Source organism: Synechococcus sp. 8F6 (genome assembly GCF_002252665.1).
In the GTDB taxonomy this organism is placed as follows: Bacteria; Cyanobacteriota; Cyanobacteriia; order PCC-6307; family Cyanobiaceae; genus Cyanobium_A.
Genome location: NZ_NQKZ01000003.1, coordinates 121,148 through 147,719, shown reverse-complemented (window position 1 = coordinate 147,719; position 26,572 = coordinate 121,148). Strand labels below are relative to the sequence as shown.

At 65.1% G+C, this 26,572-nt stretch carries 23 protein-coding genes; 4 read left to right on the top strand and 19 right to left on the bottom strand.

Features of this window, described 5'->3' with window-relative positions; genetic code table 11:
- Positions 1 to 80: 80 nt before the first annotated feature.
- Together CJZ78_RS04030 and glpX are read right to left on the bottom strand one after the other, a co-directional pair.
- Positions 81 to 1,391 carry a glutamyl-tRNA reductase gene (locus CJZ78_RS04030; RefSeq protein WP_094559602.1) on the bottom strand — a complete coding sequence of 437 codons (1,311 nt, stop codon included), beginning with the start codon at positions 1,389 to 1,391 and terminating at the stop codon, positions 81 to 83.
- Positions 1,392 to 1,425: 34 nt separating this feature from the next.
- On the bottom strand, positions 1,426 to 2,430 hold the full coding sequence (gene glpX / locus CJZ78_RS04025; RefSeq protein ID WP_094559601.1) for a class II fructose-bisphosphatase: 1,005 nt from the start codon (positions 2,428 to 2,430) through the stop codon (positions 1,426 to 1,428).
- 190 nt (positions 2,431 to 2,620) lie between these two features.
- On the opposite strand from glpX, the gene rpe reads away from it, so the two are divergent.
- On the top strand, positions 2,621 to 3,304 hold the full coding sequence (rpe, locus tag CJZ78_RS04020; protein ID WP_094559600.1) for a ribulose-phosphate 3-epimerase: 684 nt from the start codon (positions 2,621 to 2,623) through the stop codon (positions 3,302 to 3,304).
- Positions 3,305 to 3,413: 109 nt separating this feature from the next.
- Here the strand turns inward: rpe and ccsB are convergent, their stop codons facing one another.
- The 8 genes from ccsB to CJZ78_RS03980 form a co-directional block, all read right to left on the bottom strand.
- Positions 3,414 to 4,361, bottom strand: a complete 948-nt coding sequence (gene ccsB, locus CJZ78_RS04015) for a c-type cytochrome biogenesis protein CcsB (protein ID WP_094559661.1) — start codon at positions 4,359 to 4,361, stop codon at positions 3,414 to 3,416.
- Positions 4,362 to 4,401: 40 nt separating this feature from the next.
- On the bottom strand, positions 4,402 to 5,580 hold the full coding sequence (locus tag CJZ78_RS04010) for an LptF/LptG family permease (RefSeq protein ID WP_094559599.1): 1,179 nt from the start codon (positions 5,578 to 5,580) through the stop codon (positions 4,402 to 4,404).
- Positions 5,577 to 6,305, bottom strand: coding sequence for an LPS export ABC transporter ATP-binding protein (lptB, locus tag CJZ78_RS04005; RefSeq protein WP_094559598.1), 729 nt, complete (start codon positions 6,303 to 6,305; stop codon positions 5,577 to 5,579). The genes CJZ78_RS04010 and lptB overlap by 4 nt, the downstream gene beginning before the upstream one ends.
- A complete protein-coding gene (locus tag CJZ78_RS04000) occupies positions 6,302 to 6,766 on the bottom strand; it encodes an LptA/OstA family protein (protein WP_233128470.1) in 465 nt (154 codons plus the stop codon). The genes lptB and CJZ78_RS04000 overlap by 4 nt, the downstream gene beginning before the upstream one ends.
- A gap of 26 nt (positions 6,767 to 6,792) precedes the next feature.
- On the bottom strand, positions 6,793 to 7,194 hold the full coding sequence (locus CJZ78_RS03995) for a DUF309 domain-containing protein (RefSeq protein WP_369802011.1): 402 nt from the start codon (positions 7,192 to 7,194) through the stop codon (positions 6,793 to 6,795).
- Positions 7,195 to 7,197: 3 nt separating this feature from the next.
- Positions 7,198 to 9,006 (bottom strand): translational GTPase TypA, encoded by a 1,809-nt coding sequence (gene typA, locus CJZ78_RS03990; protein WP_094559597.1) that lies wholly within the window; start codon positions 9,004 to 9,006, stop codon positions 7,198 to 7,200.
- Between the two features lie 119 nt (positions 9,007 to 9,125).
- Positions 9,126 to 11,678, bottom strand: a complete 2,553-nt coding sequence (locus tag CJZ78_RS03985; protein ID WP_233128469.1) for a U32 family peptidase — start codon at positions 11,676 to 11,678, stop codon at positions 9,126 to 9,128.
- Positions 11,678 to 12,397, bottom strand: a complete 720-nt coding sequence (locus tag CJZ78_RS03980) for a D-alanyl-D-alanine carboxypeptidase family protein (protein ID WP_233128468.1) — start codon at positions 12,395 to 12,397, stop codon at positions 11,678 to 11,680. Before CJZ78_RS03980 ends, CJZ78_RS03985 begins: the two co-directional genes overlap by 1 nt.
- A 204-nt stretch (positions 12,398 to 12,601) precedes the next feature.
- Here CJZ78_RS03980 and chlP point away from each other — a divergent pair, with 204 nt between their 5' ends.
- The gene (chlP, locus tag CJZ78_RS03975) at positions 12,602 to 13,996 is read left to right on the top strand and encodes a geranylgeranyl reductase (RefSeq protein ID WP_094559595.1); all 1,395 of its coding nucleotides are present in this window, start codon (positions 12,602 to 12,604) and stop codon (positions 13,994 to 13,996) included.
- Between the two features lie 22 nt (positions 13,997 to 14,018).
- Here the strand turns inward: chlP and CJZ78_RS03970 are convergent, their stop codons facing one another.
- A complete protein-coding gene (locus CJZ78_RS03970; RefSeq protein ID WP_094559594.1) occupies positions 14,019 to 15,116 on the bottom strand; it encodes a fatty acid desaturase in 1,098 nt (365 codons plus the stop codon).
- Positions 15,117 to 15,206: 90 nt separating this feature from the next.
- Positions 15,207 to 17,372 (bottom strand): glycine--tRNA ligase subunit beta, encoded by a 2,166-nt coding sequence (gene glyS / locus CJZ78_RS03965; RefSeq protein ID WP_094559593.1) that lies wholly within the window; start codon positions 17,370 to 17,372, stop codon positions 15,207 to 15,209.
- A gap of 93 nt (positions 17,373 to 17,465) precedes the next feature.
- On the opposite strand from glyS, the gene sir reads away from it, so the two are divergent.
- Together sir and CJZ78_RS13660 are read left to right on the top strand one after the other, a co-directional pair.
- Entirely contained in the window at positions 17,466 to 19,220 is a 1,755-nt protein-coding gene (gene sir, locus CJZ78_RS03960) for a sulfite reductase, ferredoxin dependent (RefSeq protein WP_233128467.1), read from the top strand.
- The gene (locus tag CJZ78_RS13660) at positions 19,174 to 19,500 is read left to right on the top strand and encodes a hypothetical protein (protein ID WP_143592839.1); all 327 of its coding nucleotides are present in this window, start codon (positions 19,174 to 19,176) and stop codon (positions 19,498 to 19,500) included. The genes sir and CJZ78_RS13660 overlap by 47 nt, the downstream gene beginning before the upstream one ends.
- On the opposite strand, the gene CJZ78_RS03955 is transcribed toward CJZ78_RS13660, so the two are convergent.
- The 7 genes from CJZ78_RS03955 to CJZ78_RS03925 form a co-directional block, all read right to left on the bottom strand.
- The gene (locus CJZ78_RS03955; RefSeq protein ID WP_094559591.1) at positions 19,458 to 20,186 is read right to left on the bottom strand and encodes a M15 family metallopeptidase; all 729 of its coding nucleotides are present in this window, start codon (positions 20,184 to 20,186) and stop codon (positions 19,458 to 19,460) included. The two genes, CJZ78_RS13660 and CJZ78_RS03955, sit on opposite strands and share 43 nt — an antisense overlap.
- 21 nt (positions 20,187 to 20,207) lie before the next feature.
- Entirely contained in the window at positions 20,208 to 22,718 is a 2,511-nt protein-coding gene (gene recG / locus CJZ78_RS03950) for an ATP-dependent DNA helicase RecG (protein ID WP_233128466.1), read from the bottom strand.
- Positions 22,667 to 23,770 (bottom strand): hypothetical protein, encoded by a 1,104-nt coding sequence (locus CJZ78_RS03945; protein WP_233128465.1) that lies wholly within the window; start codon positions 23,768 to 23,770, stop codon positions 22,667 to 22,669. Before CJZ78_RS03945 ends, recG begins: the two co-directional genes overlap by 52 nt.
- Before the next feature lie 11 nt (positions 23,771 to 23,781).
- Entirely contained in the window at positions 23,782 to 24,441 is a 660-nt protein-coding gene (tsf, locus tag CJZ78_RS03940; RefSeq protein WP_094559590.1) for a translation elongation factor Ts, read from the bottom strand.
- Positions 24,442 to 24,488: 47 nt separating this feature from the next.
- On the bottom strand, positions 24,489 to 25,202 hold the full coding sequence (rpsB, locus tag CJZ78_RS03935; RefSeq protein ID WP_094559589.1) for a 30S ribosomal protein S2: 714 nt from the start codon (positions 25,200 to 25,202) through the stop codon (positions 24,489 to 24,491).
- A gap of 142 nt (positions 25,203 to 25,344) precedes the next feature.
- The gene (locus CJZ78_RS03930) at positions 25,345 to 26,298 is read right to left on the bottom strand and encodes a glycosyltransferase family 2 protein (protein ID WP_094559588.1); all 954 of its coding nucleotides are present in this window, start codon (positions 26,296 to 26,298) and stop codon (positions 25,345 to 25,347) included.
- A 90-nt stretch (positions 26,299 to 26,388) separates the two neighbouring features.
- Positions 26,389 to 26,544 carry a hypothetical protein gene (locus tag CJZ78_RS03925; RefSeq protein WP_006171625.1) on the bottom strand — a complete coding sequence of 52 codons (156 nt, stop codon included), beginning with the start codon at positions 26,542 to 26,544 and terminating at the stop codon, positions 26,389 to 26,391.
- Positions 26,545 to 26,572 lie beyond the last annotated feature (28 nt).

Here is a 26,572-nt window from a genome sequence, read left to right as displayed (position 1 = left end):
CCGTACTGGAGCAGCCCGCCTCAGCGCGACCCTTTGGATGATCGCCAGCACGAACTGTTGCAGAGCGGGTGGGTCTGTGATCAGCCCTCAGGGGGCTGTTCACGGAGCTCAAACAGCTCTTCGAGTATCCGCATGGCGCTGTGGCGCTGCTGACGTGGCTGGGGGGCCCGCAAATTTGTAACGGGGGTGTGCAGGATCTTGTTGATGATGCCTTTGCTAAGTGCCTCCACCACTTTTCGCTCGCGGGCGGAGAGGTCGGGGCCCATGCGGCTGAGGGCCTTCTGCAGCTCCTGTTCGCGGATGTCTTCGAGCTGTCGGCGCAGCCGGTTGACCACGGGCACGGCTTCCAGACCATCCCACCACTCGAGGAACAGCCTGGCTTCCTCCTCCAGCAGCTCCTGGGCTTCGGCGGCCATCTCTCGCCGGGCTTCCTGGTTGCGGTTCACCACCTCCTGCAGGTCATCCACGTCGTAGGACTGCACGCCTGGCAGTCCGGCCGTGTCTGCAGCGATGTTGCGGGGCACGCCGATGTCAATCAACATCAGGCTGGAGCGCCGGTTTAGGCCACTCAGACGCTCCGCCGTGATGATCGGCGTATCGGCGGCGGTGCTGGTGAACACCAGGGAACAGGTGCTGAGGCAATGGTCGAGGTCGCTTAAGGGACGACACTGCACCGGCAGGGCGGGAAAGTCTGCTGCGAGCAGCTCAGCCTTGCTGACGGTGCGGTTGAGCAGCACCACTCCGCGGCAGCCCTTGGCCTGAAGGTGTTGCAGCAGCAGGCGGGCCATGCGGCCCGCACCCACCACCGCGACCTGCTCTTGGTCCAGGGGCACCAAATCGTCGGCACCGCGGCCCTGCCCCACTTTCAGCTGGGCCAGCTCGACGGCCGCTGAGCTGATGGAGACCGCACCAGTGCCCAGATTCGTTTCGGTGCGAACCCGCTTGCCGGTGCTCACCGCCTGGTTGAGCAGGCGGTTGAGAATCGGCCCCACGGAGCGGTGCTCTTGCCCGAGGCGCACCATCTTCTTCACCTGGGACAGGATCTGCCCCTCACCAAGCACAAGGGAGTCGAGGCCGGCGGAAACCCGCAGCAGGTGACCGATGGCCTCTTCGTGGTGGTAGGTGAACAGGTGGGGGGACAGCTCTTCGACCGCCAACCCGGAGATGTTGCTGAGAAAGGATCCGACCGCCGAAATACCCTGATCCGGATGGCGAAGCAGGGTGTAGATCTCCAGGCGATTGCAGGTGCTGAGGATCGACGCCTCCAGCACCTGCTCATCAGCCCGCAGCTGCTGAAGCGACGCCTCCATGCTTTGTTCCGGGATGCTGAGGCGCTCCCGGATCTCTACTGGAGCCGTGCGATGACTGAGGCCGACAACGGCGATGTGCATGGAGGCTGGCTCGTTTGCTCGTGCGACGGGGGAGTCAGCTGAGCGCGATGCTCTTCGCCCCATCCTTGATGTGGATGGTGTTGGTAAAACGGGCGGTGTTGTCCAGGGTGCTGATCACCAGTGAGCTGGTGCGGGTGCAGTCCTTCTCGAACTTCACGCCATGGAACAGCAGGCCATCGGTGATGCCACTGCCGGCGAACACCACGTTCTCACCGGAGGCCAGTTCCTCGGCCTCGTAGATCTTGTCAACGTCGGTGATGCCCATCTCGTTGAGGCGGGCGATATTGCCCTCCTTGGTGTAGTCAGCCCACTCGGAGGTTTGGGCGATGGCGGGGTCATACACCAGCTGACCCTGGAAGTGGCCGCCCAGGGCACGCATGGCGGCTGCGGAGATCACACCCTCGGGAGCGGCGCCGATGCCCATCAGGCAATGGGTACCGGTGCCGGCGAACCCGCAGGCAATGGCGGCCTGGACATCACCGTCGGAAATCGGCTGCACCCGCGCGCCGGTGGCGCGAATCTCGGCGATGAGGTCTTTGTGGCGAGCACGATCCATCACCACGATGGTGAGCTCGCTCGCGGCCAGGCCGAGGCACTCGCTCAGGATCTTGATGTTTTCGGTGGCCGACTTGCGGATGTCCACCTTGCCCTTGGCTGCCGGGGGGGCCGCCAGCTTCTTCATGTAGAAGTCGGGGGCGTTGAACAGACCACCACGGTCGGACGCGGCAAGCACGGCCATCGAGCCGCGCTGGCTGTTGGCGCAGAGGTTGGTGCCTTCGCAGGGGTCCACGGCGAAATCCACGCCGGGGCCGGTGCCACTGCCGACCTCTTCTCCGATGTAGAGCATGGGAGCCTCGTCGCGCTCTCCTTCTCCGATCACGATGCGTCCTTGCATCTGGATCTGGCCCATGCGCTTGCGCATGGCTTCTACCGCCGCAGCGTCGGCCTCATCTTTTTTGCCCAAGCCGGTCAGTTCGGCGGAGGCGATGGCGGCTTGCTCAACGACCTCAAGAATTTCCTGGATGAGGGTGCGATCCACGGTGATCCGGCAGGGGAATGGGCTTCAGGGAATGGCGTTGGCCAGGCGGGACACGGGGTCAGAGTCCTGCTGCCGCTAGGCCTTTCGATGATGAAGCGCCTGCAACTGTATCAGTGAAAGCCGCCCCTTCCACAGGGCGCCAAACCGCCGCTCCTTAGAATCCCGCCACTCTTCTTGCGGTGACCCCAGCATGAGCACTAAGCCCCTGGTGATCTCCCCGTCGATTCTGTCCGCCGACTTCTCCCGTCTCGGTGATGACGTGCGTGCCGTCGACCAGGCCGGTGCCGACTGGATCCACATTGATGTGATGGATGGCCGTTTCGTGCCCAACATCACCATTGGACCCCTGATTGTCGAAGCCCTGCGTCCGGTCACCAGCAAAACCCTCGACGTTCACCTGATGATCGTTGAGCCCGAGAAATACGTCGCCGACTTCGCCAAAGCCGGGGCTGACATCATCTCCGTTCAGGTCGAAGCCTGCCCCCACCTGCACCGCAACCTGGCCCAAATCAAGGATCTGGGCAAGCTCGCCGGTGCAGTGCTGAACCCCAGCACACCCCTCGACACCCTCGAGTACTGCCTTGAGCTGTGCGACCTCGTGTTGATCATGAGCGTCAACCCTGGTTTTGGCGGTCAGAGCTTCATCGACAACCAGGTGCAGAAGATTCGTACTCTGCGCCGCCTGTGCGATGAGCGCGGTCTCGATCCCTGGATTGAGGTGGATGGCGGCATCAAGGCCGAAAACGCCTGGAAGGTGATTGAGGCCGGAGCCAATGCCATCGTCAGTGGCTCTGGCGTGTTCAACCAGCCCAACTACGCCGAAGCGATCACCGGCATTCGCAACAGCAAGCGTCCCGTGGCTGTGGCGGCTTGAGCACTGGGCTGGGTAGCGCGCTCACCAACATCTGCCCCCCTCATCGAGAGGGGGGCTTTTTGCTGGCTTGGGTTGCCGCATTCGCTGGGTTTGGCGCTGTGGAAACGCTTCAGCTCTCGAAGAACCAGCCGTAGCTGTGCAGACCGATGCCAAGCAGGTTGACGCCGATGTAGCAGACCACGATGACCACCAAGCCAGCGGCTGCCACCAGGGCTGGCTTACGGCCCTGCCAGCCTCGGATCAAGCGGGTGTGCAGGTAGGCGGCGTAGACGAGCCAGCAGATCAGGGCCCAGGTTTCCTTCGGGTCCCAGCTCCACCAGCTGCCCCAGGCTTCGTTGGCCCACACCGCCCCACTGACTAGACCCACCGAGAGCAACAGAAAGCCAACGGTGATGGTGCGGTAGCTGAGGGAATCGAGTTGCTCAGCAATCGGCATGACCACGCTGCTGAGCTGGAGTGGTGGAGAAGCGTTGCCCGCTCCTTCCGTGGCCGTGGCCAGTTGGGCTTGGCGGTACCCACCGCTGCCGATGGAGCTGCTGCGCAGCTCCAAAGTGTTGTGACGATCCGTAAACAGCACGGCCAGGGACAGCAGCGAGCCAACCAGCAGGGCTGCGTAGCTGAGCATGATCACGCTGACGTGCATCACCAGCCAGCTGGAGCGCAGCGCCGGCACCAAGGGGGAGGCTTCTTGCAGCCGATCGGGCAGGGCAAAGCTCGCGAATGCGACGCAGCCCAGGGCCATCGGCGTAGCCGCTGCCGGCACCAGCGGTGAGGGCCAGCTGCGTTCCACCAGCAACTGGGTGAGGGTGCACCCCCAGGCCAGGAAGCAGAGCGACTCGTAGAGGTTGCTGATTGGGAAGTGGCCGGACTCCCACCAACGCAGCACCAGCTGGGCGGTGAGGCAGAGGTTGGCCGCCGCCACCAGCAGCCGCACCAGCCCACTGTTTCGGCCACCACTCAACGACCAGAATGCCAGGGGCAGGACCAGCAGCAACAGGGCAAACGCCGTCAGGCCAAGGCCAAGCACCGGATCGTTTAACAGAGCGGGCACGGGCATCGCAGAAACCAGCACCCAGTTTGGCGAATCACCGGCAACCTCAGCGGCTGGCCTGGCGCAACAGATACATGCCGCCACCCAGACCAATCACCACGGGCAGCCAGGCTGAGAAATAGGGCGTGAGGATGCCCTTCACCCCGAGGGAACTGAACACAAAGGCCACGAGGTAGTAGCCGAAGATCAACAGGACACTGAGCCCAAACCCCTGGCTGCGGCTTCGGCGTGAGTGGGGTCGCACCCCCAGGCTGCTGCCGATCAAGCCAAAGACCAGACACACAGCTGGGAAGGCGAATTTCTCCTGAATCCGCACCCTCAGTTTGCGGGCGCCCTGCAGATCACTGGCCTCGCGCAGCAGCCGTTCGGCGGTACGGGCCTGACCGATCGTCATGGAGTTGGAATCCTTGGGCAGCTTGGCCACCTGCAAGGGCTGGCTACCGAGTGGGTAGAGGTAGCGGTCGAAATCCCCTGACGTTGTGGAGCTGTTCGATCCCTCGGTGACACCAAACACATGGCCATCAAGGAATTCCCACTGGGCGTCGGGCTCGCTCCAACGGGCTCGATCGGCACTGAGCAGCACCCGTTGATCCCGCCGCGACAGATCGAGCAGGGTGACCCGCTCCATCACGCCTTTGTTGAAGCGCTGGGCATAGAAAAAGTGGGTCAGCCCCCGCTCGGTGCTGCCATCGTCAGCCTGAATCTCACCGTATTTGGAGAACATCACGTTGTCCTTCTGCTCCCCGGCCACCGCGCGGCCGATCGCCCGGTTTAAAACTGTTTTGGCCTCCAGCAGTGTCCTCGGCACGATGGCCTCGTTGAAGGTGAAGGTGAGCAGGGTCATCACAAGGGCGACGGCCACCGCCGGCATCACCATCCGCCAGGTCGCCACCCCCACGCTGCGCAGGGCGGTCAGCTGACTGTTGCCCGAGAGCTTGGAGTAGGTGAGCAGGGTGGCCATCAGGGTGGCCATCGGGAAGGAGAGCACCAGAAACGACGGCAGCTCAAGCACCAGCACCCGCAGCGCCACGTCGAGGGGCAGGCCGGATTCGGCCACCCGCCGCACCAGTTCAAACACCGCTCCCACCGACAGGGAGACAGCTGTGAAGGCCGCGATGCCAAAAACCAGTGGGCCGATCAACTCAGACAGCAGCCAGCGGTCGATCAGGGGCAGCCGGCCCCAGGGACGCAACAGTTGGCGGCGGAAGCGAAGGGTCCAGCTCATAGACGGAATGACTCGCCGAGATAGTGACGACGCACCAGGGGGTCGGATCCCACCTGTTCGGAGCTGCCCGAGGCCAGGATGGAACCTTCCGAGAGGATGTAGGCCCGATCAGTGATGGCCAGGGTCTCGCGCACGTTGTGGTCGGTGATCAACAAACCCATACCCCGGCTCCGCAGCTGGTCGATCAACTGCTGCAGATCTGACACGGCGATTGGGTCGACCCCGGCGAAGGGCTCATCAAGCAGGAGGTAGCGCGGACCTTCCACCCCCACCGCCAGGGCCCGGGCCACCTCACAGCGGCGGCGCTCTCCACCGGAGAGCTGATAGCCCTTGCGGTGCTGAAAGGCCGTGAGGTGGAAATCTTCAATCAAGCCCTCAAGGCGCTCGCGACGCAGTTCAACTGGGGTGCCACTTTCCTGCAAGGCCAGGCTGAGGTTGTCGCGCACGCTCAACTGACGAAACACGCTTGGCTCCTGGGGGAGGTAGCCGATGCCGAGCCGGGCCCGTTGGGGCATCGGCAACTGTTCAATCTTCAGGCCATCCAAGGACACCCGGCCGGAATCTGGACGTAGCAGACCCGTAACCAGTCCGAAGGTGGTGGTCTTGCCAGCGCCGTTAGGGCCCAGCAGGCCCACCACTTCACCGGGCTCGAGCTGCAAGGACACATGGTTCACCAACAACCGGCCGCTGATGGCCAGCACCACATCAACCAACTCCAGGCTCATGGCTGGGAACCCGGCTGCGACTGCGGAGCATTGAGTCGGTAGTGGGTGATCACCTGATCGCCCGGCGCTGGTTCAGCCACGATCCGCTCACGCTCCACCAGGTAAACCAGTCGCTCAGCCCGAATGCTGTGACCGGTGTCCTGAACCACATCGACATCGCCGCTGAGCACCACCCGCCCCTCACGGCTGAAGTACTGCGCCTGGCGTGCGGTGGCCACAACCCGTTGATCCGGATAGACGATGCGCACGTTGCCCGTGGCAGTGACGACGCCGGTGGTGTTGTCGGCTTTCTGCAGGTCGGACTCGATCGTGACCAAACCACTGGTGGGGGTGATGGACCCAGGGGCACTAGGCGGGAGATCGGCAGCTGCCGCGGATGCAGCCGAGGTTGCGCCGGCGAGGCAGGCCATCAGGCTGACCACCACCGGGAGGGGCCACGGGCGCAGAGGGGAAACGAGCAACAGCTGGGGCCCAAGAGGCTCTCGCATCAATCTACAGAGCAGTGCTGCGCTTGCGCCGCAGGCAATCTCGGCCACTCCAGCCCCTCCAGCGAGCGCTCCTCCTGCAGGGCCCGCAGCCGCTGGCTAGCGCACTCGCGCAGGGCGGTGAGGTTCAGGCCCAGCGCCCCATCTGCGACGCCCTGCAGCCTGCCGAGCCCTTCGCCCATGAGGATCGTGGCCCCCCGGAGGTTGCCGCGCTCGAGGTGCAGCTCTGCCACGGCGATCTGCAAAATGCCCTGGAGCGCCGGACGCATGGCTCCCGCCGTCTCATGCCAGAGGGCTTCGAAGCCGTCGTGGCAGGCGTACCAGTCGCTGGCATTGAACAGGGCGATGGCCTCCGCAAGACGCGGATCGGCCATCAACGCCTGTTCTTCGAGGTCGAGGGGCACCGATCAGCGCTTGGCCGCCTTTTTGGAAGGCAGTTTGCGCAGACGGATGGATGCAGGGGTGACCTCGAGCATCTCGTCAGGCCCGATGTACTCGAGGGCACGCTCCAGGGTCATCTGGATTGGGGCCTGCAGGGTGTCAAGCACCTCAGCGCCGGCGGAGCGGATGTTGGTCACCTGCTTGGCCTTGCAGACGTTGAGTTCGAGGTCGGGCGGACGGTTGTGCTCTCCCACGATCATCCCCTTGTACACCTTGGTGCCCGGCGTGATGAAAAACTGGCCCCGATCTTCGGCTCCCTTAAGGGCATAGAAGGTGGCGGTGCCCTCCTCGAAAGCAATCAGAACGCCGTTGCGGCGGTTGTCCATATCGCCCTGCATGGGCCGGTAGTCGAGGAAGGAGTGGCTCATGATTCCTTCGCCGCGGGTGGCGCGGATGAATTCGCCACGGAAGCCGATCAGGCCCCGAGCTGGCACCACGAACTCCAGCTGGGTGCGGCCGTCGTTGGTGTTCTCCATGTTCTGCATCTCGGCCTTGCGCACGCCGAGTTTTTCGATGCAGCTACCGACGGATTCCTCGGGAACATCGAGCACCAGGGTTTCGTAGGGCTCGCTGGGGGTGCCGTCAATGGTGCGGAAGATCACCTGGGGTTGGGACACCTGAAACTCATAGCCCTCACGGCGCATGGTTTCGATCAGGATGCCGAGGTGTAGCTCACCGCGGCCGCTGACGGCCCAGCGGTCAGGGGAATCGGTGTCTTCCACCCGTAGGGCCACGTTGGTAAGCAGCTCCTTCTGCAGGCGATCGCGCACTTGGCGGCTGGTGACAAACTTGCCCTCCTTGCCGGCGAACGGCGAATCGTTGATGACAAAAGTCATCTGCAGGGTGGGCTCGTCCACCCGGATCAGGGGCAGGGCCTCCGGGTGATCGGGGCAGGCGATGGTTTCGCCGATATTAACCTCATCAAAACCGGCCACGGCCACGAGGTCACCAGCACGAGCCTCCTGGATCTCCACCCGTTGCAGCCCCTGGAAGCCGAGCAGTTTGCTGATGCGGCTACGTTTGATGCTGCCGTCGTCGCGGATCAGGGCGGCGGGCTGGCCAGCCTTGATCGTGCCGTTGTGGATGCGGCCGATCATGATCCGGCCGAGAAAATCCGAGTAATCGAGGGTGGTCACCTGCAGTTGCAGGGGCTTCTCGGGGTCCCCGACCGGGGGCGGAACGTGCCGCAAAATGGCTTCGAACAGCGGCAACATGTTGTCGCTCTCGGTTTTCATGTCTGGCTTGGCGTAGCCGCCCATGCCACTACCAAACAGGTAGGGGAAATCGCACTGGTCGTCGTCGGCACCCAGTTCCAGGAACAGATCAAGCACCTTGTCGACCGCCACCTCAGGGTCAACCCGGGCCCGGTCAATCTTGTTGACGAACACGATCGGCCGCAGGCCCTTCTCCAGGGCCTTCTTGAGCACAAAACGGGTCTGGGGCATTGGGCCCTCGTTGGCGTCCACGATCAGCAGACAGCCATCCACCATGCCCAGCACCCGCTCCACCTCGCCGCCAAAGTCGGCGTGGCCCGGGGTGTCGACGATGTTGATGCGAATCCCGTCGTAATCAACAGCCGTGTTCTTCGACAGGATGGTGATGCCGCGTTCGCGCTCCAGATCGTTGGAGTCCATCACACAGGTGGGAACTGCCTCTCCTTCGCGGAAGATGCCCGACTGGGTGAGCAGGGCATCCACCAACGTGGTTTTGCCGTGGTCAACGTGGGCGATGATCGCAATGTTGCGAATGGGCGTGCCTGTGTGTGCGCCGCTCATATGAATAAAGGTCCTACTGAGTACTTGATGGCCGTACGTTTTAAGTACGTTGACTTGAAGTTTATGTAGACGGAACGGGATGCGGAACGTTTACGAAGACTTGAAGCCAGTACTCAACTCTATCCCACGCCCTTGCCGCTTCTGAGGCTGCCGCGGGTCACGCCGAGGCGGCTGTCGAGCTGCTCCTGTTGCCAGAGGCTGCGGCCGCTGATCTCGCCGCGCAGCGCAGCGGCGTATTGCTCCACCCGCTGACGGGCCTGGGCCGCGGATTCCTGCAGGAGTTCGACTCGGAGGTGGCGCACTCCGCCACGCCGCAGCTGGGGAAGGGCCTCGGCGGCAGTTTGGGCTTTGCCGTTGAACAGCGTGTTGCGGCAACCGAGGTCGGCCAGCAGGGGGTGCTCACTGCCGCTGCGATCCCGCAGCACCACGGTGTGTTGCTCACAGGGGCGACCGCAATCGGTATGGTTGTGGCCCTCCGAAAGGAAGGCGCAGAAGAGGCAGTGCTCCATGTGGAACAGGGGCATGTGCTGATGCACCGTCACCTCCACACGCTCAGGGGGGCAGCCCTGGAGCAAGACCAGCAACTGCGGCAGATCCAGGTCGTAGCTGGCGGTGATCCGCTGCAAGCCCCAACGTTCAAGAAACCACCCCGCGGTGAGCGGATTGGCGACGTTCAAGGAAAAATCGCCATTGCAGGGGGCCAGGGGTGTGAGGGCTTCCAATTGATCGGCATTGCGCACCAGGTAGCCATCGGGGCGAGCCCGCAGCAGCGGCTCGAGCGTCCAGCGCTCATCCGGTCGGGTGATGCGCGGCCCCGCCAGCCAGATGCCTTGGGGCCAGCAGCCCCGCCCGATCGCCACCGCCTCCCGCAGATCAGCGGGTTGCTCCAGGTCGGCGATCACCGCCGCCACCGGCTGATCTCGCAAGGCTCGCAGCTGCTCTAGCGTGCGAACCAACACCACCAACTCGGGGCCTGGATCCGCACCCACCGGGGTTATCTCGCGCGGTTCGACGGCGGCCAGCTGCTGCAGAACAGCCTCGAGATCGGCGCAGGGTTCAGACGGCTCGCCCGATCCAGCCAGCCCGGGATCCGGCTCCAGCGCCGCCAGCTGATCCACCAGCTCACGCCGCAGCTGGTTGAGCTGGGCCATGGGCAGAAACAGTTCGCCGTCGAGCGCGAGCTCCAGGCCCTCCAGGGTCCAACAGGTGCCGCCGAGCCGGCCAAGCTGGGTCTCCAGCCGCTCCCGATTGAGAGACTGGCCAGTTGCAACCTGCAGCGCTGAGGCAGAGCACAGCAAAAGGGAACCGGTGCAATCGGGCGGCAGGCCCTCGGCTGCGAGCACCCGCACCTCGAGGGGTTGGCCCACCTGACCGCTCACCTGGAGGAGCAGCAGCCGGCTTCGCTCCGGCACGCTCTGGCTCGCCAGCCGCTGCCAATGGCGCTCCAGGCTGGGGTCACTGGTGAGCCAGCAGGGGCTGCCGGGCCGGAAGCCACGGCCGTCGACCCGGCCAGGTCCAAGCCGAATCGCCAGGCGCTCGCCCGGCCGCTGCTGCACCGCCATCACCCGGCCCCCCACCTCCGATGGGGCCTCCAGTGGTGCGGCACCAGCAGCTTCAAACACCAGCCCATCGCCGGGCTTGAGGGCCTCGCGGGTGTCCACGATCCACCATCCCCCCTGCGGATCCCAGTGCTCGAGCACGCCGATCCGGGGCCCGCGCTTCTTGCTCCAACGGCCATGCACCAGGACCCGGTGGTTGATGCCCGCCAACCAACCGGTGGACAGGCCCCGCGAGAAGCTCAGCTCCAGGGAGCGGCGTTGCTCGGCGGGCAGGGCGCCTGGGTCGCTGCCCGCGGCGAGCCAATCGAGGTTCTGTCGGTAGGCATCGGTGACGGCCGCCACATAGCTGGCGTCCTTCAGGCGCCCCTCAATCTTGAGGCTGGCAATCCCGATCGCCTGGAGTTGGGGCAGCAACTCCCAGGCCGCCAGATCCTGGGGTGAGAGCAAATAGCGCTGGTCGTGCAGGTCGCGCTCCTCGCCATCCACAATCAGCTGATAGCGCAGGCGGCAGGCCTGGGCGCATTCACCCCGATTGGCGCTGCGCTGGCCGAGGGCTTCGCTGGTGAGGCATTGGCCCGAATAGGCTACGCACAGGGCCCCGTGCACGAAAACCTCCAGCGGCATGGCCAGCTGTCGCTGCTGCAGCTGGTGCTGCAGACGCCCCAAGTCGGTGAGGGTCAGCTCGCGGGCCAGCACCACCCGCTCACACCCCAGCGCGGCGGCCTGGGCCACGCCGGCGGCGCTGGTGATCGACATCTGAGTCGATCCATGGATTGCCAATTGAGGCGCCAGGGCTTGGGCCAGACGGGCGAGGCCGATGTCCTGAACGATCAGCGCATCCACCCCCGCCGCCGCAGCCGACTGCACCAGCGCTGCGGCTTCGCCCAGTTCGTCGCTAAACACCAGCACGTTGACGGTGAGGAAACCCTTGACCCCGCGCTGGTGCAGCCAGTGCATCACCTCCGCCAGTTCGGCGACCCGAAAATTGGCCGCACGCATGCGGGCGTTGAACGCCTCCACACCGAAATAAACGGCATCGGCACCGTTGGCCACCGCGGCCCGCAGCGCCTCCCAGTTGCCCGCCGGTGCCAGCAGTTCGGGAACGGGCACCATCAGCGGGCCAACCGCTGCGCCGGCTCAAACACCTGGAGTGCCTCGGCGCTGCCTTCAAAGCGCCAATGCCAGGGCTCGTAGCTCACCCCCTGGGCGTTGCCGCGAGGAAAGGAGAGGGTGAAGTGATAACGAGCCGCATGGGCTTGGAGCCAGGCAAACGCCTCGGTTTGGTCGAAGGCTGGGGAGAGGTTGGTGGCCGGAGTGCGACCGTCACCCAGATCGACCGCATAGCCGGTGCTGTGCTCGGAAAAGCCTGGAGGAGCACTGACCATCGCCCGCTCGCGCGCACTCTGATTGCGCTCGGATTTCACACCAAAAAACAGATCGTTCTGGAGCGTGATTGAGCGGAAGGCACTCAGCACCACCAGCTCGACCCCACTGCTGGCCGCATCCCGCTGCATGGCCAGGAGGGAGACGGCGGCGTCTCGGTGCAACGACAGGCCTGGAGCCACCGCGACCTGGTCGGAGGGGGCCAGTTCAGGGTAGGGGAAATGGCCCAGCAGCCTCCCATCTGGGCCCGTGCGGGCATTCAGGCCCTTGATTGGCTGTGGCGCCAACAGGCCCTGCAGGGGCTGGGGCCGCCACAGCAGCAGCACAACCAAGCCCAGCAGGAGCGACCCGGTGGCCACCGTGAGCCGCAGTAACCAGCGATTGGCCGGAGATCCCGGGCGCGCAGAGCGACGCGCCACGGGAATGTCCTCCAGGCCGCCAGCCTGCAACAGCCCATCCTGATCAGGGGGGCGCCTCTTGGGGCTACTAAGGGGGTTGCGACGGGTCACGCGGGTCCCCTGCCTGGCACCAATCAACAGCCCTGGAAACGGGAGCAGTAAAGATCCTAGGCGGGGCATGCGGATTGGCCCTCAAAAGGCTGCTCAGCAGTGTTAGCTTCCGAGCCACATCCATCCTGGCGGAGCGGTTTTCCGATGTTGCGTGTGGCAGTGGTGGGTGGCGGCCCCAGTGGTTCCTGTGCGGCCGAAGTGCTTGCCAAGGCCGGCATCGAAACCTGGATCTTTGAACGCAAGCTGGACAATGCCAAGCCCTGTGGCGGGGCGATTCCCCTCTGCATGGTCAGCGAGTTCGACCTGCCGGAGTCGATCATCGACCGCAAGGTCCGCAACATGAAAATGATCTCCCCCTCCAACCGGGAGGTGGACATCAACCTTGAGAACGCTGACGAGTACATCGGCATGTGCCGGCGGGAGGTGATGGACGCCTTCCTGCGCGACCGCGCCGCCGATCTGGGCGCTCACCTGGTCAACGGTCTGGTCACCAAGATCGACACGGGCGCCAATCGCCAGGGCCCCTACACCCTCACCTACTCCGATTACGCCTCGGGTGAGGCTACCGGAGAAACCAAGACCCTCGAAGTGGATCTGATCGTGGGCGCCGATGGCGCCAACAGCCGCGTGGCCAAGGCCATGGATGCCGGCGACTACAACGTGGCCATCGCCTTCCAGGAGCGGATCAAACTGCCTCCCGAGGAGATGAAGTATTACGAGAACCTCGCCGAGATGTACGTCGGCACCGATGTCTCTCCCGATTTCTACGCCTGGGTCTTCCCCAAGTACGACCACGTGGCCGTGGGCACCGGCACGATGCAACAGAACCAGGGCTTGATCAAAAGCCTGCAGGAAGGCATCCGTGAGCGGGCCAAGAAGCGCCTGGTCAATGGCGAAGTGATCAAGGTGGAAGCCCATCCGATTCCTGAGCATCCCCGCCCGCGTCGGGTGGTGGGCCGCATGGCCCTGGTGGGTGATGCCGCCGGCTATGTGACCAAGAGCTCGGGCGAAGGCATCTACTTCGCAGCCAAGAGCGGCCGGATGTGCGCTGAGCAAATCGTTGAGGCCAGCGCCGGTGGCACCAAGGTGCCCAGTGAAGCCGATCTCAAAAAATATTTGAAGAAGTGGGATCGCCAGTACGGCGCCACCTACAAGGTGCTGGAACTGCTGCAAAACATCTTCTACCGCAACGATGCGGCCCGGGAGGCCTTCGTGGAGATGTGCGATGACAAGGACGTGCAGCGCCTCACCTTCGACAGCTACCTCTACAAGCGGGTGGTGCTGATGAATCCCTGGCAGCAGCTGAAGCTCACCCTGCTCACCCTGGGTTCAGTGCTGCGCGGCAACGCCCTGGCGCCCCAGGGCTACAAGCCTGTCGATAGCGCCGTGCGGAATGAGGCTGAAGTCAACGCCATGCTTGCCGTGAGCACCATCAAGGGGGGCATCAAAGTGCGAACCAAGCCGACCGCGGCCGAACGGAGCAATGCTTCCGAAGCTGGAGAAGAAGAGCGCGAGCCCGTTCTGGCAGGCAAGGGCTGAGCGCAGGTCTCAGCTGACAGCCTCAGGCTTGCTTGAGGGTGATCAACCGACCTGCCTCATCGACCCAGAGGATGTAGGTGAAACAGGTGGAGAAATCTGCCAATCGCAGCAGCCGGCTTGTGGCGAGTCGTTCGGCGTTGGCCGTGTGGCAGGCCCGCAACCTGTAGTTGGGGATCCGCTCGCAGAGGTGGTGAATGCTGTGGAAGGAAATGTCCGCCCAAAACCAGTTCAGCAGGGGGGGCACATCCAGATTGCTGCTGCCCTCCAGCGCCCCCCGCAAATAGCTCCAACCGTCGCTGCCACTGGCGTAGGAGCCCTCAAAATTGTGCTGCACAAAGAAAATGCACAGGAAGATGGCCGCTGACAGGGTCATCACCAGCAGATAGCAGGCCCAGAAGAGGCCATGGCCGAGCCAGGCTCCCATCAGCCACCAGCTGCTGAGCACCACCACGTTGTTGGCCACCAGCTCGCGGCATTCCCCGGCGGTGTACCAATGACTGGACTGGAAATCGCGACTCAGGGCGGGCAGGTCGACGACACCTGAAACACCACGGCTGCCGAGGTGGGCGGCCATGGCGCTGAGCCATTCAGCCAGGCCCTGCAGCAACTGCAACCGTGGCCGGATCAACAGGTAGTAGCCGCCACCGGGCAGCAGCATCAATGGATGGCGGCTGAGTCCATAGAGCCAGCGCTGCCTTGGCGCAAGAGCGAGGTAGGCGTTCCGGGTGAGCAGAGCTGATGGTCCGCGGTAGCGGTCCCAATTGCCATTGTGTTGATGGTGAAAGGCATGCCCCCGTGCCCAGGGGTGCTGGGGAATCGCATTGAGACAGCCCAACAGGAAGCCGACCGGTCGATTCAGCCAACGGGAGCGGAACAGGGAATCGTGGCCGCAGTCGTGCATCAGCGCGAAGGAGCGGGCTGAGAAGAGCACCAGCAGAACCAGCACCGGCAGAAGCAGGAGCCGGAGGCCCGATCCAGCCTGAGCCAGCGGCTGAACGCATGCCCACAGCACGGCCGTGGGCACGTGGGTGTTGAGCAGCTGCCAAAAGGCGATGCGGTCGTCGGGGCTGCGGAAGGCCTCCAGCTGAAAGTCGCAGCGGCGTAGGGGTTGAACCGGCATCGTGGCCTGTTCAGATGAGAGACGAGTCAGGCGATAACCCCGGTCTGAACAGGCATCAGGTATGCCTATCACCCTGATCCTAGGTGGCCCTCAACCCGCAATGCGGCTGAAGTCCGCCAGGACGGACGCCTGGTTGCGCAGCACCCCGAGCAGGTTGAGCCGGTTGGTGCGCACGGCTCGATCGTCGGCCATCACCAACACGCTCTGCTCACCATCAAAGAAGGCCTCCAGAGTCGGCCGGCTGGCCGCAAGGGCCCGGGCGAGGGCGGCATGGCGTCCGATGCTCTCACTGGACGCGATCGGTTGCAACTGTTCCAGGACCTCGAGCATGGCCGCCTCACTGGGGGTCTCGAACAGGCCGGGATCGACCACCGCTGCCGGGCTGAGCACGGTGCCGTCGAGGTTGCCCTTCTCCGCCAGGCGGGCAGCGCGGGTGACCACGGTTTGCACCCCGGCCAGCTCACCGCTGGCCCGCAGCTCGGCCAGCAGATCGGCGCGCTGGCGGGCATCGAATGGGTCGCGAAGGATGCGCTCCAGGGCCATGCCCTCGCCAGCCACCGCCTGCACCAGATCGACATCCAGGCCCTGTTCTTCCAGCAGGCTGGCCAGCCGCTGGCGTAGAAACTCGCCCAGCTCGGCAGCAAGCGCTGGCGCCTCCACCGCAAAGTGCGGCAGCAACTGGGCCCAATGGGCCGTGCAGCGTTGCAGTAAAGCCTGCAGATCGAGGGTCCAACCCCGCTCCCAGAGAATCTGCAGAAGGCCATTGCCCGCGCGGCGCAGGGCATAGGGATCGGAGGAGCCGCTGGGTCGCTCACCCTTGGCATAAATGCTGAGCAGGAGTTCCAGCCGTTCGGCCAGCGCCACCACCGCCCCGGCATCCGAACGGGGCAGGGTGTCACCGGCTCCGCGGGGCAGGTAGTGCTCCAGCACGGCCAGCCCCACTTCCGTTGGTTCGCCCTCCGCTACCAGATATTTGCCACCCATAGCCCCCTGCAGTTCGGGGAACTCGCCCACCATCTGGCTGACCAGGTCGTGCTTGCACAGGTGAGCGGCCCGGCGGGCATGGTCGCCACAGCTGGCGGGGAGGCCCAGTTGCTTCAGCAACACATCGGTGCACCATTCCAGGCGCTCCGTGCGATCCAGCAGCGAACCCAGTCCTTCCGCGAAGGTGACACGCGCCAGCTGATCTCGGCGATCGATGCTGGCGATGGCCCGGTCAGCCCGGACAAAGAACTCCGCATCGGCGAGCCTGGCCTTGAGTACCCGCTCATTGCCTCGCGCCACCGTGGCTGCCGCCTCAGGCAAGGCGTTGCTGATACACAGAAAGCGGGGAAGGAGGCTATCCCTGGCGTTCAGGGCCAGGGGATCCAGTGCGTGCCCCTGGCGAACCAGGGGCACGTAGCGCTGATGGACCCGCATCACCGTGCTGAGCACCTCGGCGGGCAACTCCAGATAGGCGGCATCGAAGTTGCCCTCCAGCAGGGACGGTGATTCGACAAGGTCAATGAGTTCTTCAAACAGGGCTTCCGGGAGGTCAGCGTCAGCGCCGTGGACTGCAGCCGCAGCGTCTACGGCTGCGCGGATCAGACTGCCGCGACGCTGACGATCCACCTCCACACCAGCGGCAGCCAGGTCGGCGACGTAACTGTCGGCACTGGCGATCGCGACCTTGGCACCCACCAGGCGATGGCCCCGGCTGAGGGTGCCCGCCGCCACCAGCGGGTCGCTGCCAGGCAGGGTCACGGTCAGGGGCGTGGCATCCAGCAGGGCCACCAGCCAGCGCACCGGCCTGGAGAAGCGGATCTCCCCCTCGCCCCAGCGCATGAAGCGACGCCCCTGGAGCGCTTCGATCCATTGCGGAATCTGGCCCGCCAGCACCTCCGCTGCGGGTCGCCCAACCTCGCGGCAGCGGGCAAATACAAACGGTCCTTTTGGGGTGTCGCGGATCTCCAGAGCTTCAGCGGCCACGCCACAGCGTTTGGCAAACCCCAGGGCCGCTGGCGTGGGCTTGCCTTCCTTCCAGGCCTGGGCTTTGGGAGGGCCCTTGCGATCTTCCTCCAGATCCGGCTGGCGCTCCGGCAGCCCGGCCACCGTGACCACCAAGCGGCGCGGCGTGCTGGTGCAACGGATTGCATCAAAGCGAAGCCTCAACCCGTCGAGATCCTTCCGCACCAGTTGCTCCAACTGGGGCAAGGCCAGCCGGGCAAAGTCGGCGGGAAGTTCCTCAGTGCCGATTTCGAGCAAAAAGGTCGACACGGGTGGCAGGCGAGACAGCGCGACTGTATTGAACGCTGTTCGCTAACTTCGGTGTCGTGCCGAGCCTTGAGTCAGGACCCGATGCCCCAAGTCATGCACGGCTCCGATGCCAAGGCCTCTTTTGACAAGGCCCCATCAAAATTTGAACAGCTCAAGGCCGGTAGCGGTCACCTGAAGGAACCGCTGCTCACCGAACTTGGCAACGACGCCCCGAACTTCACGGACAGCGCCGTTCAGATCCTGAAGTTCCACGGCAGTTACCAACAGGACAACCGCGAACATCGCGTCAAAGGCCAGGACAAGGACTGGCAGATGATGTTGCGCCTGCGCAACCCGGGTGGGCGGGTTCCGGCGCCGCTTTATCTCGCTATTGACGAGCTCTCTGATCGCCTGGGTAACGGCACCCTGCGGGCCACCACCCGCCAAGCCTTCCAGATGCACGGCGTCCGCAAGGACAACCTCAAGGAGGTGATCGGCACGATCGTGCGTCATCTCGGCTCCACCCTGGCCGCCTGCGGTGACATCAACCGCAATGTGATGGCACCGGCGGCACCGTTTGAGAAGGGCGGCTACCCGGCGGCACGCCAACTGGCCGACGAGATCGCCGACCTGCTCGCCCCCCAGGCTGCGGAAGGCTCTTACCTCGATCTCTGGGTGGATGGTGAGCTCAGCTACCGGATCAAGCCCAGCGCTGCCGTCACCAAAGTGAAGGCACGTCAGCACGACGGACGTGTGTTCAGCGGCGACGCCGCTGAACCCCTCTATGGCGACACCTATCTGCCGCGCAAGTTCAAGGTGGCTGTCACCGTGCCCGGCGATAACTCGGTGGACCTGCTCACCCAGGACATCGGCCTGGTGCTGTTCTGCGATGCCCAGGGCCAGCCCCAGGGCTGCAACGTGTACGTGGGCGGTGGCATGGGCCGCACCCACAACAAAGAGGAAACGTTCGCCCGCACGGCCGACCCGCTGGGCTATGTGGCCGCCGAACACGTGCTGGATCTGCTCCAGTCGATCGTGGCGCTGCAACGCGACCATGGCGACCGGGAGCAGCGCCGCCATGCGCGCATGAAATACCTGATCCACGACCGTGGTGTCGCCTGGTTCCGCCAGGAGCTGCAGGCCCGTTACTTCGCCCATCCGATCAAGGGCATGCGGCTGGAGCCCAAGGCCAAGCTCGAGGATTACCTCGGCTGGCACCGCCAAAGCCGTGGCTTGTGGTTTGTCGGCCTTCCTGTGCTCTGTGGCCGCCTCTCCGGCACCGTCAAGAGCGGCCTGCGCCGGATCATCGACACCTACAAGCTCGAGGTGCGCCTCACCCCCAACCAAGACCTGCTGCTCTGCAACATCGGTGTGGCCCAGCGCTCCAGCGTGCGCGATGAGCTGGCGGCTCTCGGCTTTGAATCGCCCGAGAGTCCCGCCCCCTTGGCGCGCCATGCCCTGGCCTGCCCGGCGCTGCCCCTTTGCGGCCTGGCGGTGACAGAAGCCGAGCGCATCCTGCCCGAGGTGCTGGAGCGGCTCGAGGCGCTGATGCAACGGCTCGGCATCACCAAATCGGTCTTGGTGCGCATGACCGGCTGCCCCAACGGCTGCGCCCGCCCCTACATGGCCGAGATCGGCCTGGTGGGGAGCGGCGTCGATCAATACCAACTCTGGCTGGGTGGAACCCCCAACCTCAGCCGCCTGGCGGAGCCCTATCTCGAGAAGATGCCCCTGGAGGCCCTGGAAGCCACGCTTGAGCCCCTGCTGCAGGCCTGGCAGAGCGCCGGTGGGCGCCGCAGCCTCGGTGATTTCGTGGTCAAGAGTGGCCGCCACCCCGTGCAGCAGTGGCTCAGCGCGGGGGCTGGGTGATCAGGCCCCTGCTCGCCGTGGCCCTGGGTTCGGCGCTGCTTACCCCAGTGGCCTTGAGCCAGGGCCGCCACCAACCGGAACCGCCCCCTCCAGGCCCACCGTCTACGACCCCGATCGCACCACCTGCGATGCGGAGCGCATTCGAACGGCGTTTCAGCAACAGTTGCAGCCCTATGCCGACCAGAGCCCAGCCGTGCTCGCCCGCCTGCGGCAGTTGCTGACCGCCCAGCAGGCTGATCAGCTGGCCAGGGAGCTGGCGGCCTCGCCAATCCGGCCATAACGGGCCTGCCCTTCGCTACGGCGCCAGGCCCAGAGTTGATCGCCCCAGCTGAAGTGCCACCACTCGTTGGGATGCTGCACGAAGCCTGCTCCGGCCATCACCCGGGCTAAGCGTTGGCGACGCCCATGCCAGAGGGCCTCAGCACCGTTGGGATCCGCCAGGGCTGCCTCCGCGTAGAACTCCGGCTCCGATGCAGGGCCAATCGCATCGATCTCGCCCCCCATCTCCAGCGGCATCCCTGAGACATCCGCCAGGGTGAGGTCGACAGCCGCCCCGGTGCTGTGGGGGGGCGGTGTCGCCGGATTGTTACTCGGCGGGGCCCAGAAGCGCCCCACCTCGGTGATCACGCGGTCGCGCGCAGGGGAGGGCTGATCGGGATTGACACCAGCACGGGCGCACTCCTGCAGCACGGCATGGCGCACCATGAAGCGCTGCACGGCGAGGGGCCGCCAGGCATCAAAAATCGCCAGGCGGCACTGGGGCTGGGCCTGCCGGAGGGCGTGCTCGGCCTGGAGTAGCCGCTCCACCACACTGCTGCGCAGCTGGAAAGGATTCCCGTGGGCCCCATAGGGCGCTCCGAGGCTGACGTAGGGATGGGGCTGCAGCCGCCACAACTGCGGCGGCAGCCCCACCAGTGGCTCCCCGGCCTCCACGATCGGAATCGGACTCCAGGGTCGCAGGGCCATAACAGGAAGGGAAGGGGTTGATCAGTTGAGCCGGGCCGCCTGATCCATCTGGCGGCGACGCTGCTCTGCCAGGGCCTGGGCGAGCCCAGGATGCTGCTGCAGATCGGGGTCGGTGGCGGTGATCTGCCTGGCCAGGTCGCGGGCCTCTTCGAGCACCGCACCGTCTTCGGTGAGGCTGGCCAAGGCCAGATCGGGCAGGCCACTCTGGCGGGTGCCGAGCACCTGTCCAGGCCCCCGCAGCCGCAGGTCCATCTCGGCGATCTCGAAACCATCACTGGAGCGCACCAGCACCTCCAGCCGCTGCCGGGCCAGCACGTTGCTGCTGTCGTTGATCAACAGGCAATGGGATGCAGCAGCTCCCCGGCCGACGCGGCCGCGCAACTGGTGCAGCTGGGCCAAGCCGAAGCGCTCGGCGTGTTCGATCACCATCACGCTCGCCTCGGGTACATCCACACCCACCTCCACCACCGTGGTGCTGACCAGCACCTGACATTCACCGCGGGCAAACGCGCCAATGGCGGCCTGCTTGTCGGCGCTGTTAAGCCGTCCGTGCAGCAGACCCACGCTGAGCTCGGGAAATTCCTCCTCACTCAGTTGCCGGTGCACCTCCACGGCGGAGCGCAGCTCGAGTTTCTCCGAGTCCTCCACCAGAGGCAGCACCACGTAGGCCCGCTGGCCCAGGGCTACCTGCTCGCGGATCAGGCCATAGGCCTGCTGGCGCTGGCTGCCCTTGATCAGGTGGGTGCGGATGGGCTGGCGGCCTGGCGGCAGCTCATCAATCTGGCTGACATCCAGATCGCCATGCAGCGAGAGCGCCAGCGTGCGCGGGATCGGGGTAGCCGTCATCGTGAGCAGGTGGGGCTGCAGGCCCTTGGCCAGCAGGCGGTTGCGCTGGCGAACCCCGAAGCGGTGCTGCTCATCCACCACGACCAGACCCAGGCGATCAAACTGCACCGGGTCTTCAAGCAGGGCGTGGGTGCCCACCAGCAGCTGCAGCTGGCCATTGGCGAGGTCCTGGAGCAACTGCCGGCGCCTCGGGGCCGGCGTGGAGCCGGTGAGCAGCGCCGAGGTGACGTGCAGCTGGGGCAGCCATTCCGCCAGCTTGCGGTAGTGCTGTTCCGCCAACACCTCGGTGGGCGCCATCAACGCCCCCTGGCAGCCGGCTTCGATGGCGGTGAGCAGGGAGGCCAGAGCGACGACGGTTTTGCCGCTACCCACATCCCCCTGCACCAGCCGAGCCATCGGCTGGTGGCGAGCCAGATCGGCGCGGATTTCTGCCAGCACCCGCTCCTGGGCGCCGGTGAGCGCGAAGGGCAGGATTGCCAGGAAGCGTTGCACCAGGCCCTCACCCCCGGCGGGCAGGGCCAGGGGCGGGGCAGGGCGCTGGCTGAGCTGGCGCCGCCGCTGGGCCAGGCCCAGTTGCAGCAGCAGAAACTCATCGAACACCAGCCGGCGGCGGCTGGCCTGGAGTTGCTCCTGGCTGGCCGGCGCGTGGATCTGGGTGAGTGCCTCGGAGCGGGTGATCAGCCCCTGGCTGCGGCGCAGGCCTTTGGGCAAAGGATCGGGCCAGCGGCGCAGCACCGGCAGCACCGCCTCCACCACCTGACGCAAGCGGTCGGCCCCCAGGCCTTCGGTGAGCCCATACACCGGCAGCAGGCGACCGATCGTTTCGGAGCGCACCGGCGCCTGGGGCGAGTCCAGCACCTCCATCAGCGGGTCCTGGAATGCCGGGCCATAGGGGGTTTCTTTGACCAGGCCACTCACTGCCACCGTGGCGCCCACTGGAAACAGACGTTGTTGGGATTTCAGCCAACCTGGGCTGGAGAAACGCTGGCCGGCAAAGAACCGGCTGACCCGAATCCGCCCGGTGCAGTCGACCAGATGCAATTCCAGGATCGAGAGATTGGGGTTGCGCGGGCTGGCAAAGGCGTGACTGCGGCGCACCGTAGCGACAATGGTGGCCGTGCGCCCCGGCTCCAAGCCACTGATCCGCACGAGGTTGGCGTAGTCGAGGTAGTCGCGGGGGTAGTAGTGCACGAGGTCGCGCACCACCCAGAGCCCAAGCTGGGCCAGCCGTGCCGCCGTTTTGGGGCCGACGCCGCGGACCTCCGAGAGCGGCGTGTCGGCCGTGAAGTCCGCCGCGCCTGCGCTGGGCGTGGTTCCGGGTGCACTGGACACCAGGCGCAGCCGCGGTGGGGCCACCGCCAACACCGGGCGCTGAGCCTGGCGCAAGGCATGCAGGCGCTCGCGGCACTGCCGCACCAGCGACTGGCGCCGTGCCAGCGAGAGTTGGCTGTAGGTGTCGAAGCCCGCCTTCAGCTCAAGGATCCGCTGCAGTGGCTCGTCCGGGAGATCAGCAGGTCGCTCCCGCAGCTGCTGAATCACAAAAGCACTGAAGCGGCTATGGCGGCCCTTGAGATCAATGAAGCCACGATCCGCCTCCACCTGCAGCGCCTGCTGCAGGGTGCGCAGCCAGGCCTCTAGGTCGGGGGCAGCGGGGGTGTCTGGGCTGGGTTGATGTCCTGCAGCCACAGCTGTTCCGCCTCAAGCGCCTGAACGCGCCGCTGGATGCGGCGATAGTGCTGAGCCATTCTGCGCACCTCCTGCCGGTGTTGCTGAATCCGGGTGCGGCAGGTGCGCAGTTTGGGAAGCGCCAACTCCAGATCATCCGGTCGCAGCAGCACCGTCATGGTCTCCAACCGCGCCGGGCCCGTATCGGGGCCAAACGGCAAGAGCAGCCGCAGCAGGTTGGCCGGAGCCTCCAAGGTATCCAATTGACCAGCCAACACGGCATCCAGCAGGCTCACCGGCAGCAGGGTGCGGCTGAGCCCAAGCCGCAACAGCTCCACGTTGAGGGCATGGGAAAGATTGCGCAGCCGGCGGCTGAGGGCCAGCTCAAAACCTGCGATCCAGGCCATCAGCAGGGCCGGTTCGCTCGGCAACGAGCCTCCATCCCAGGGGGTGGAAGCCCGGGGCGGGGACTGCTCGAGCCATTCACTGAAGGCTTCGGCCATGGCCTGCATGGCTGAGTCCTGCTCACCCTCCTCCCCTGGATCCGTATCGGCCGCGTCGGACGCAAGCGAAGGTGCTTGGGGCGCTGACGATATGGCAAAGCTGGAGGTGGGAAGAAAATCAGCTCCGATCGGCAATGCCAATCCGAGATGCACCGAACCGTGCGGCGGCTGGTCCGATTCGTCCGCATCGGCCAAAGACTCGCTGGGTTCGCCCTGCTCAAGGGCCTCCAGCAGACGGCTGCGCCGCCGCTGACGCTGACGATGCTGTTCCCGCGCCATCTGGGACGCCAGGTGGGCCAGATGTTCCACCGTGAGCAGGCTGGTGGCCCGCTGAACCAGGCTGCGGAGACGCCGATGCAACACCTGCCGCTGGGAAGCATCCAGCTCGAGATAGCGATCGGGATAGGCCTGAGTCGCCAAATGAAAGCAGGCCTGTTGAACACCGTTCAACAGGCCATCACGCAGCACCTGGAGGTAGAGGGCCAGGTGCCGATACAGCTGCGGGTTGGAGGCCGACAGCTGGGTTTCCAGATCCGTGAGCTGCTGGCGGGCAGCCTCCAGCACCGTCACAGGGGGGGCGCTCAGGCTGGCTGGGTCATGGCCGCCACTTCCGCGGCGAAGTCGGCCTTCTCCACCTCGATGCCTTCACCCAGGGTGAACCGGGTGAAGCGGCGCACCTGAATGTTTTCGCCCACTTTGCCGGCCACCTGCTTGACCATCTCGGCCACGGTGACAGAGCTGTCCTTGATGAAGGGCTGGTCCAGCAGGGCCAGCTCCTTGAGTCGCTTGCCGATACGGCCTTCGACGATCTTGACCTTCATCTGGTCGGGCTTGCCAGCCAGGTCGTCACGACCCATCTCAATGGACTTCTCGCGCTCGGCCACCTCGGCAGGGATCTGATTCACGCTGACGTATTCGACCCCAGGGCAGGCCGCGATCTGCATGGCCACGTTGCGGAGCAACTCCTGGAAGCCCTCGCCGCGGGCGACGAAGTCGGTTTCGCAGTTGACCTCCACCAGTACGCCCACGCGGGCACCGGTGTGGATGTAGCTGCCGATGGCTCCTTCAGCAGCGGTGCGGCCGGCCTTTTTCTCGGCGGTGGCAATGCCCTTCTGGCGCAGCCACTCGGTGGCCTTGGTGGCGTCGCCGTCGCACTCCGACAGCGCCTTCTTGCAGTCCATCATCCCTGCGCCGGTCTTGTCGCGCAGTTCTTTAACCAGCTTTGCCGAAATCTCAGCCATGGAGGGTATGGGGTACGGAATTCAGAGAGAAATGGGCAGGGGCGAAATCAGCCTTCGTCGTCACGGCCCTGGTCCTGGGCACCGTGGCGGCCTTCGTTGATGGCGTCCGCCAGGCGTCCGAGCACCAGTTGGACCGAGCGCACAGCGTCGTCGTTGCAGGGGATGGGCACGTCGCAGAGGTCGGGATCGCAGTTGGTGTCGAGCATCGACACCAGGGGGATATCGAGCTTGCGGGCCTCGAGCACGGCGTTGGTTTCACGGCGCTGGTCCACCAGCACCACCACGTCGGGCAGCCGACGCATGTTCTTGAGACCGCCGAGATACTTCTGCAGGCGCTCCAGCTCGCGGCGCAGCACTGCAGCTTCCTTCTTGGGACGCATGGCAATGGCGCCGGAGCTCTCCATGCGCTCAAGATCCTTGAGCCGGTCGATGCGGGCGCGCATCGTGGTCCAGTTGGTGAGCATGCCGCCTAGCCAGCGCTGGTTGACGTAGGAGGCTCCACAGCGGGTGGCTTCCAGGGCAATCACCTCGGAGGCCTGCTTTTTGGTGCCAACAAACAGAAAGCGCTTGCCGCTGCGCGCGGCACTGCGGGTCCACTTGTAGGCGTTGTTCATGCAGACGGCGGTCTGCACGAGATCAATGATGTGAACGCCGTTGCGCGCGCAATAAATGTAGCGCGACATCTTGGGATTCCAGCGGCGCGTTTGGTGCCCAAAGTGGGCACCCGCCTCCATCATTTCGGCGAGTGTGACAACAGCCATGGTTTGGTTGGGGGTTTCGGGTTTGCCTCCACCTGCCAGGGATCTCGAGCCGCCCAGCCAGCCAAGAGGGGCCGGTGGGGTGAAGCGCTCAGATCACCCGAAACACGCAGGTGTGCGGGGTGAATGGAACCCCAGCACCCTATCAAACGGGCCTGCAGGCCTGGCTTGTGGCCGCAAGGGCCCAGGCTTCGGCATACAGAGCGCGTACCCCCAGACGGTTCAGGGGCAGCCGCAACAGCTCCATGGCCAGACCGGGGTGGCCGCAACGGATCAACCAAGCCAGCAGGGGGCGCAGGCTGCGCTCATTGAGCAAGCCCCCCAGGGTGAGTAGCTCCCAGAGCAGCCGGTGCAACCAGGTGTACTGAATGATGAATCGCACCCGCCGGGTGGGGTGCTTCAAATAGAACACCAATCCCATTTTGGCCCGCTCCCGCTCGACCCGGATCAGGTCGGGGATCCGCTCCAGCCGCAGAGCCGGGTGCCAGTGATAACCCACCGCCTCAGGGCAGCGCACCAGCGCAACACCCAGACGCCGCAACCGCTCCCCCAGCTCCAGATCCTCCCAGCCATACAGGCGGAAGCGCGTGTCGAAAAGGCCGGCTTGCTCCAGCAAGGTGCGATCGATCGCCACATTGCCGGTGGCGAAATAGGCAAACGACACGTCCTGCAACTTGTGGGGCTCGCTGGTGGGAGTGTCGAAGTTGGCGGTATTGATCACCGCGCCATAGGTGAAACAGCGGCGATCGCCCCGCCTCGTCCAGTGCTGCTCCAGGGCCTGAGCGTGACAGCGCAGAAAACTGGGGGTGACCACCAGGTCGCTGTCGATGAAAACAATCACCTCACCCTGGGCCTGCTGCACCCCTCGGTTGCGCCCTTCAGCAGGACCACCGTGTTCCTGCTGGATCAGCCGGACATGGGGCAATTCGGCCGCATGCCCCCGCAGCCAGGCCACCGTGTCATCGGTGGAGCCGTCGTCAACAAGCACCACCTCGTAGCCGGAGATCGGCGCAGCTAGCTCCTGGGCCTCCAGGGCCCGCAGGCACTTCTGCAGGATCGGCAGGCGGTTGTAGGTGGGGATGACGACGCTGAGGAACATCGGAACCGCCGGGAGAGATTGAGCCGAGTGGTCGTGAACAGCAAAAAGGGGACCCCGCAGGATCCCCCCAGCAACGCGTCAAAGCGCTGATCAGTCTGCAGCGCCGCCGTTGTTGGCCGTGCCGGTCACACCGTTGCCAGCCCCTTCACCACGGCCGTCGTTGCGCAGCTTGCGCTTCTTGAACTTGCGCGCATAGGCACGGTTGCGCTCCTGTTTTTCTTTCTTGAGATTCCTGCGCTTGGCCATGCGTACGGCAACGGGGAGAGATGCGAAT

What these genes read in the sequence shown, in the direction of transcription:
- CJZ78_RS04030 (WP_094559602.1), bottom strand. Translation starts at nt 1,391, where the DNA reads ATGCACATCGCCGTTGTCGGCCTCAGTCATCGCACGGCTCCAGTAGAG.
- rpe (WP_094559600.1), top strand. Translation starts at nt 2,621, where the DNA reads ATGAGCACTAAGCCCCTGGTGATCTCCCCGTCGATTCTGTCCGCCGAC.
- ccsB (WP_094559661.1), bottom strand. Translation starts at nt 4,361, where the DNA reads ATGCCCGTGCCCGCTCTGTTAAACGATCCGGTGCTTGGCCTTGGCCTG.
- CJZ78_RS04010 (WP_094559599.1), bottom strand. Translation starts at nt 5,580, where the DNA reads ATGAGCTGGACCCTTCGCTTCCGCCGCCAACTGTTGCGTCCCTGGGGC.
- lptB (WP_094559598.1), bottom strand. Translation starts at nt 6,305, where the DNA reads ATGAGCCTGGAGTTGGTTGATGTGGTGCTGGCCATCAGCGGCCGGTTG.
- typA (WP_094559597.1), bottom strand. Translation starts at nt 9,006, where the DNA reads ATGAGCGGCGCACACACAGGCACGCCCATTCGCAACATTGCGATCATC.
- CJZ78_RS03985 (WP_233128469.1), bottom strand. Translation starts at nt 11,678, where the DNA reads ATGGTGCCCGTTCCCGAACTGCTGGCACCGGCGGGCAACTGGGAGGCG.
- chlP (WP_094559595.1), top strand. Translation starts at nt 12,602, where the DNA reads ATGTTGCGTGTGGCAGTGGTGGGTGGCGGCCCCAGTGGTTCCTGTGCG.
- CJZ78_RS03970 (WP_094559594.1), bottom strand. Translation starts at nt 15,116, where the DNA reads ATGCCGGTTCAACCCCTACGCCGCTGCGACTTTCAGCTGGAGGCCTTC.
- sir (WP_233128467.1), top strand. Translation starts at nt 17,466, where the DNA reads ATGCACGGCTCCGATGCCAAGGCCTCTTTTGACAAGGCCCCATCAAAA.
- CJZ78_RS03955 (WP_094559591.1), bottom strand. Translation starts at nt 20,186, where the DNA reads ATGGCCCTGCGACCCTGGAGTCCGATTCCGATCGTGGAGGCCGGGGAG.
- tsf (WP_094559590.1), bottom strand. Translation starts at nt 24,441, where the DNA reads ATGGCTGAGATTTCGGCAAAGCTGGTTAAAGAACTGCGCGACAAGACC.
- rpsB (WP_094559589.1), bottom strand. Translation starts at nt 25,202, where the DNA reads ATGGCTGTTGTCACACTCGCCGAAATGATGGAGGCGGGTGCCCACTTT.
- CJZ78_RS03930 (WP_094559588.1), bottom strand. Translation starts at nt 26,298, where the DNA reads ATGTTCCTCAGCGTCGTCATCCCCACCTACAACCGCCTGCCGATCCTG.
- CJZ78_RS03925 (WP_006171625.1), bottom strand. Translation starts at nt 26,544, where the DNA reads ATGGCCAAGCGCAGGAATCTCAAGAAAGAAAAACAGGAGCGCAACCGT.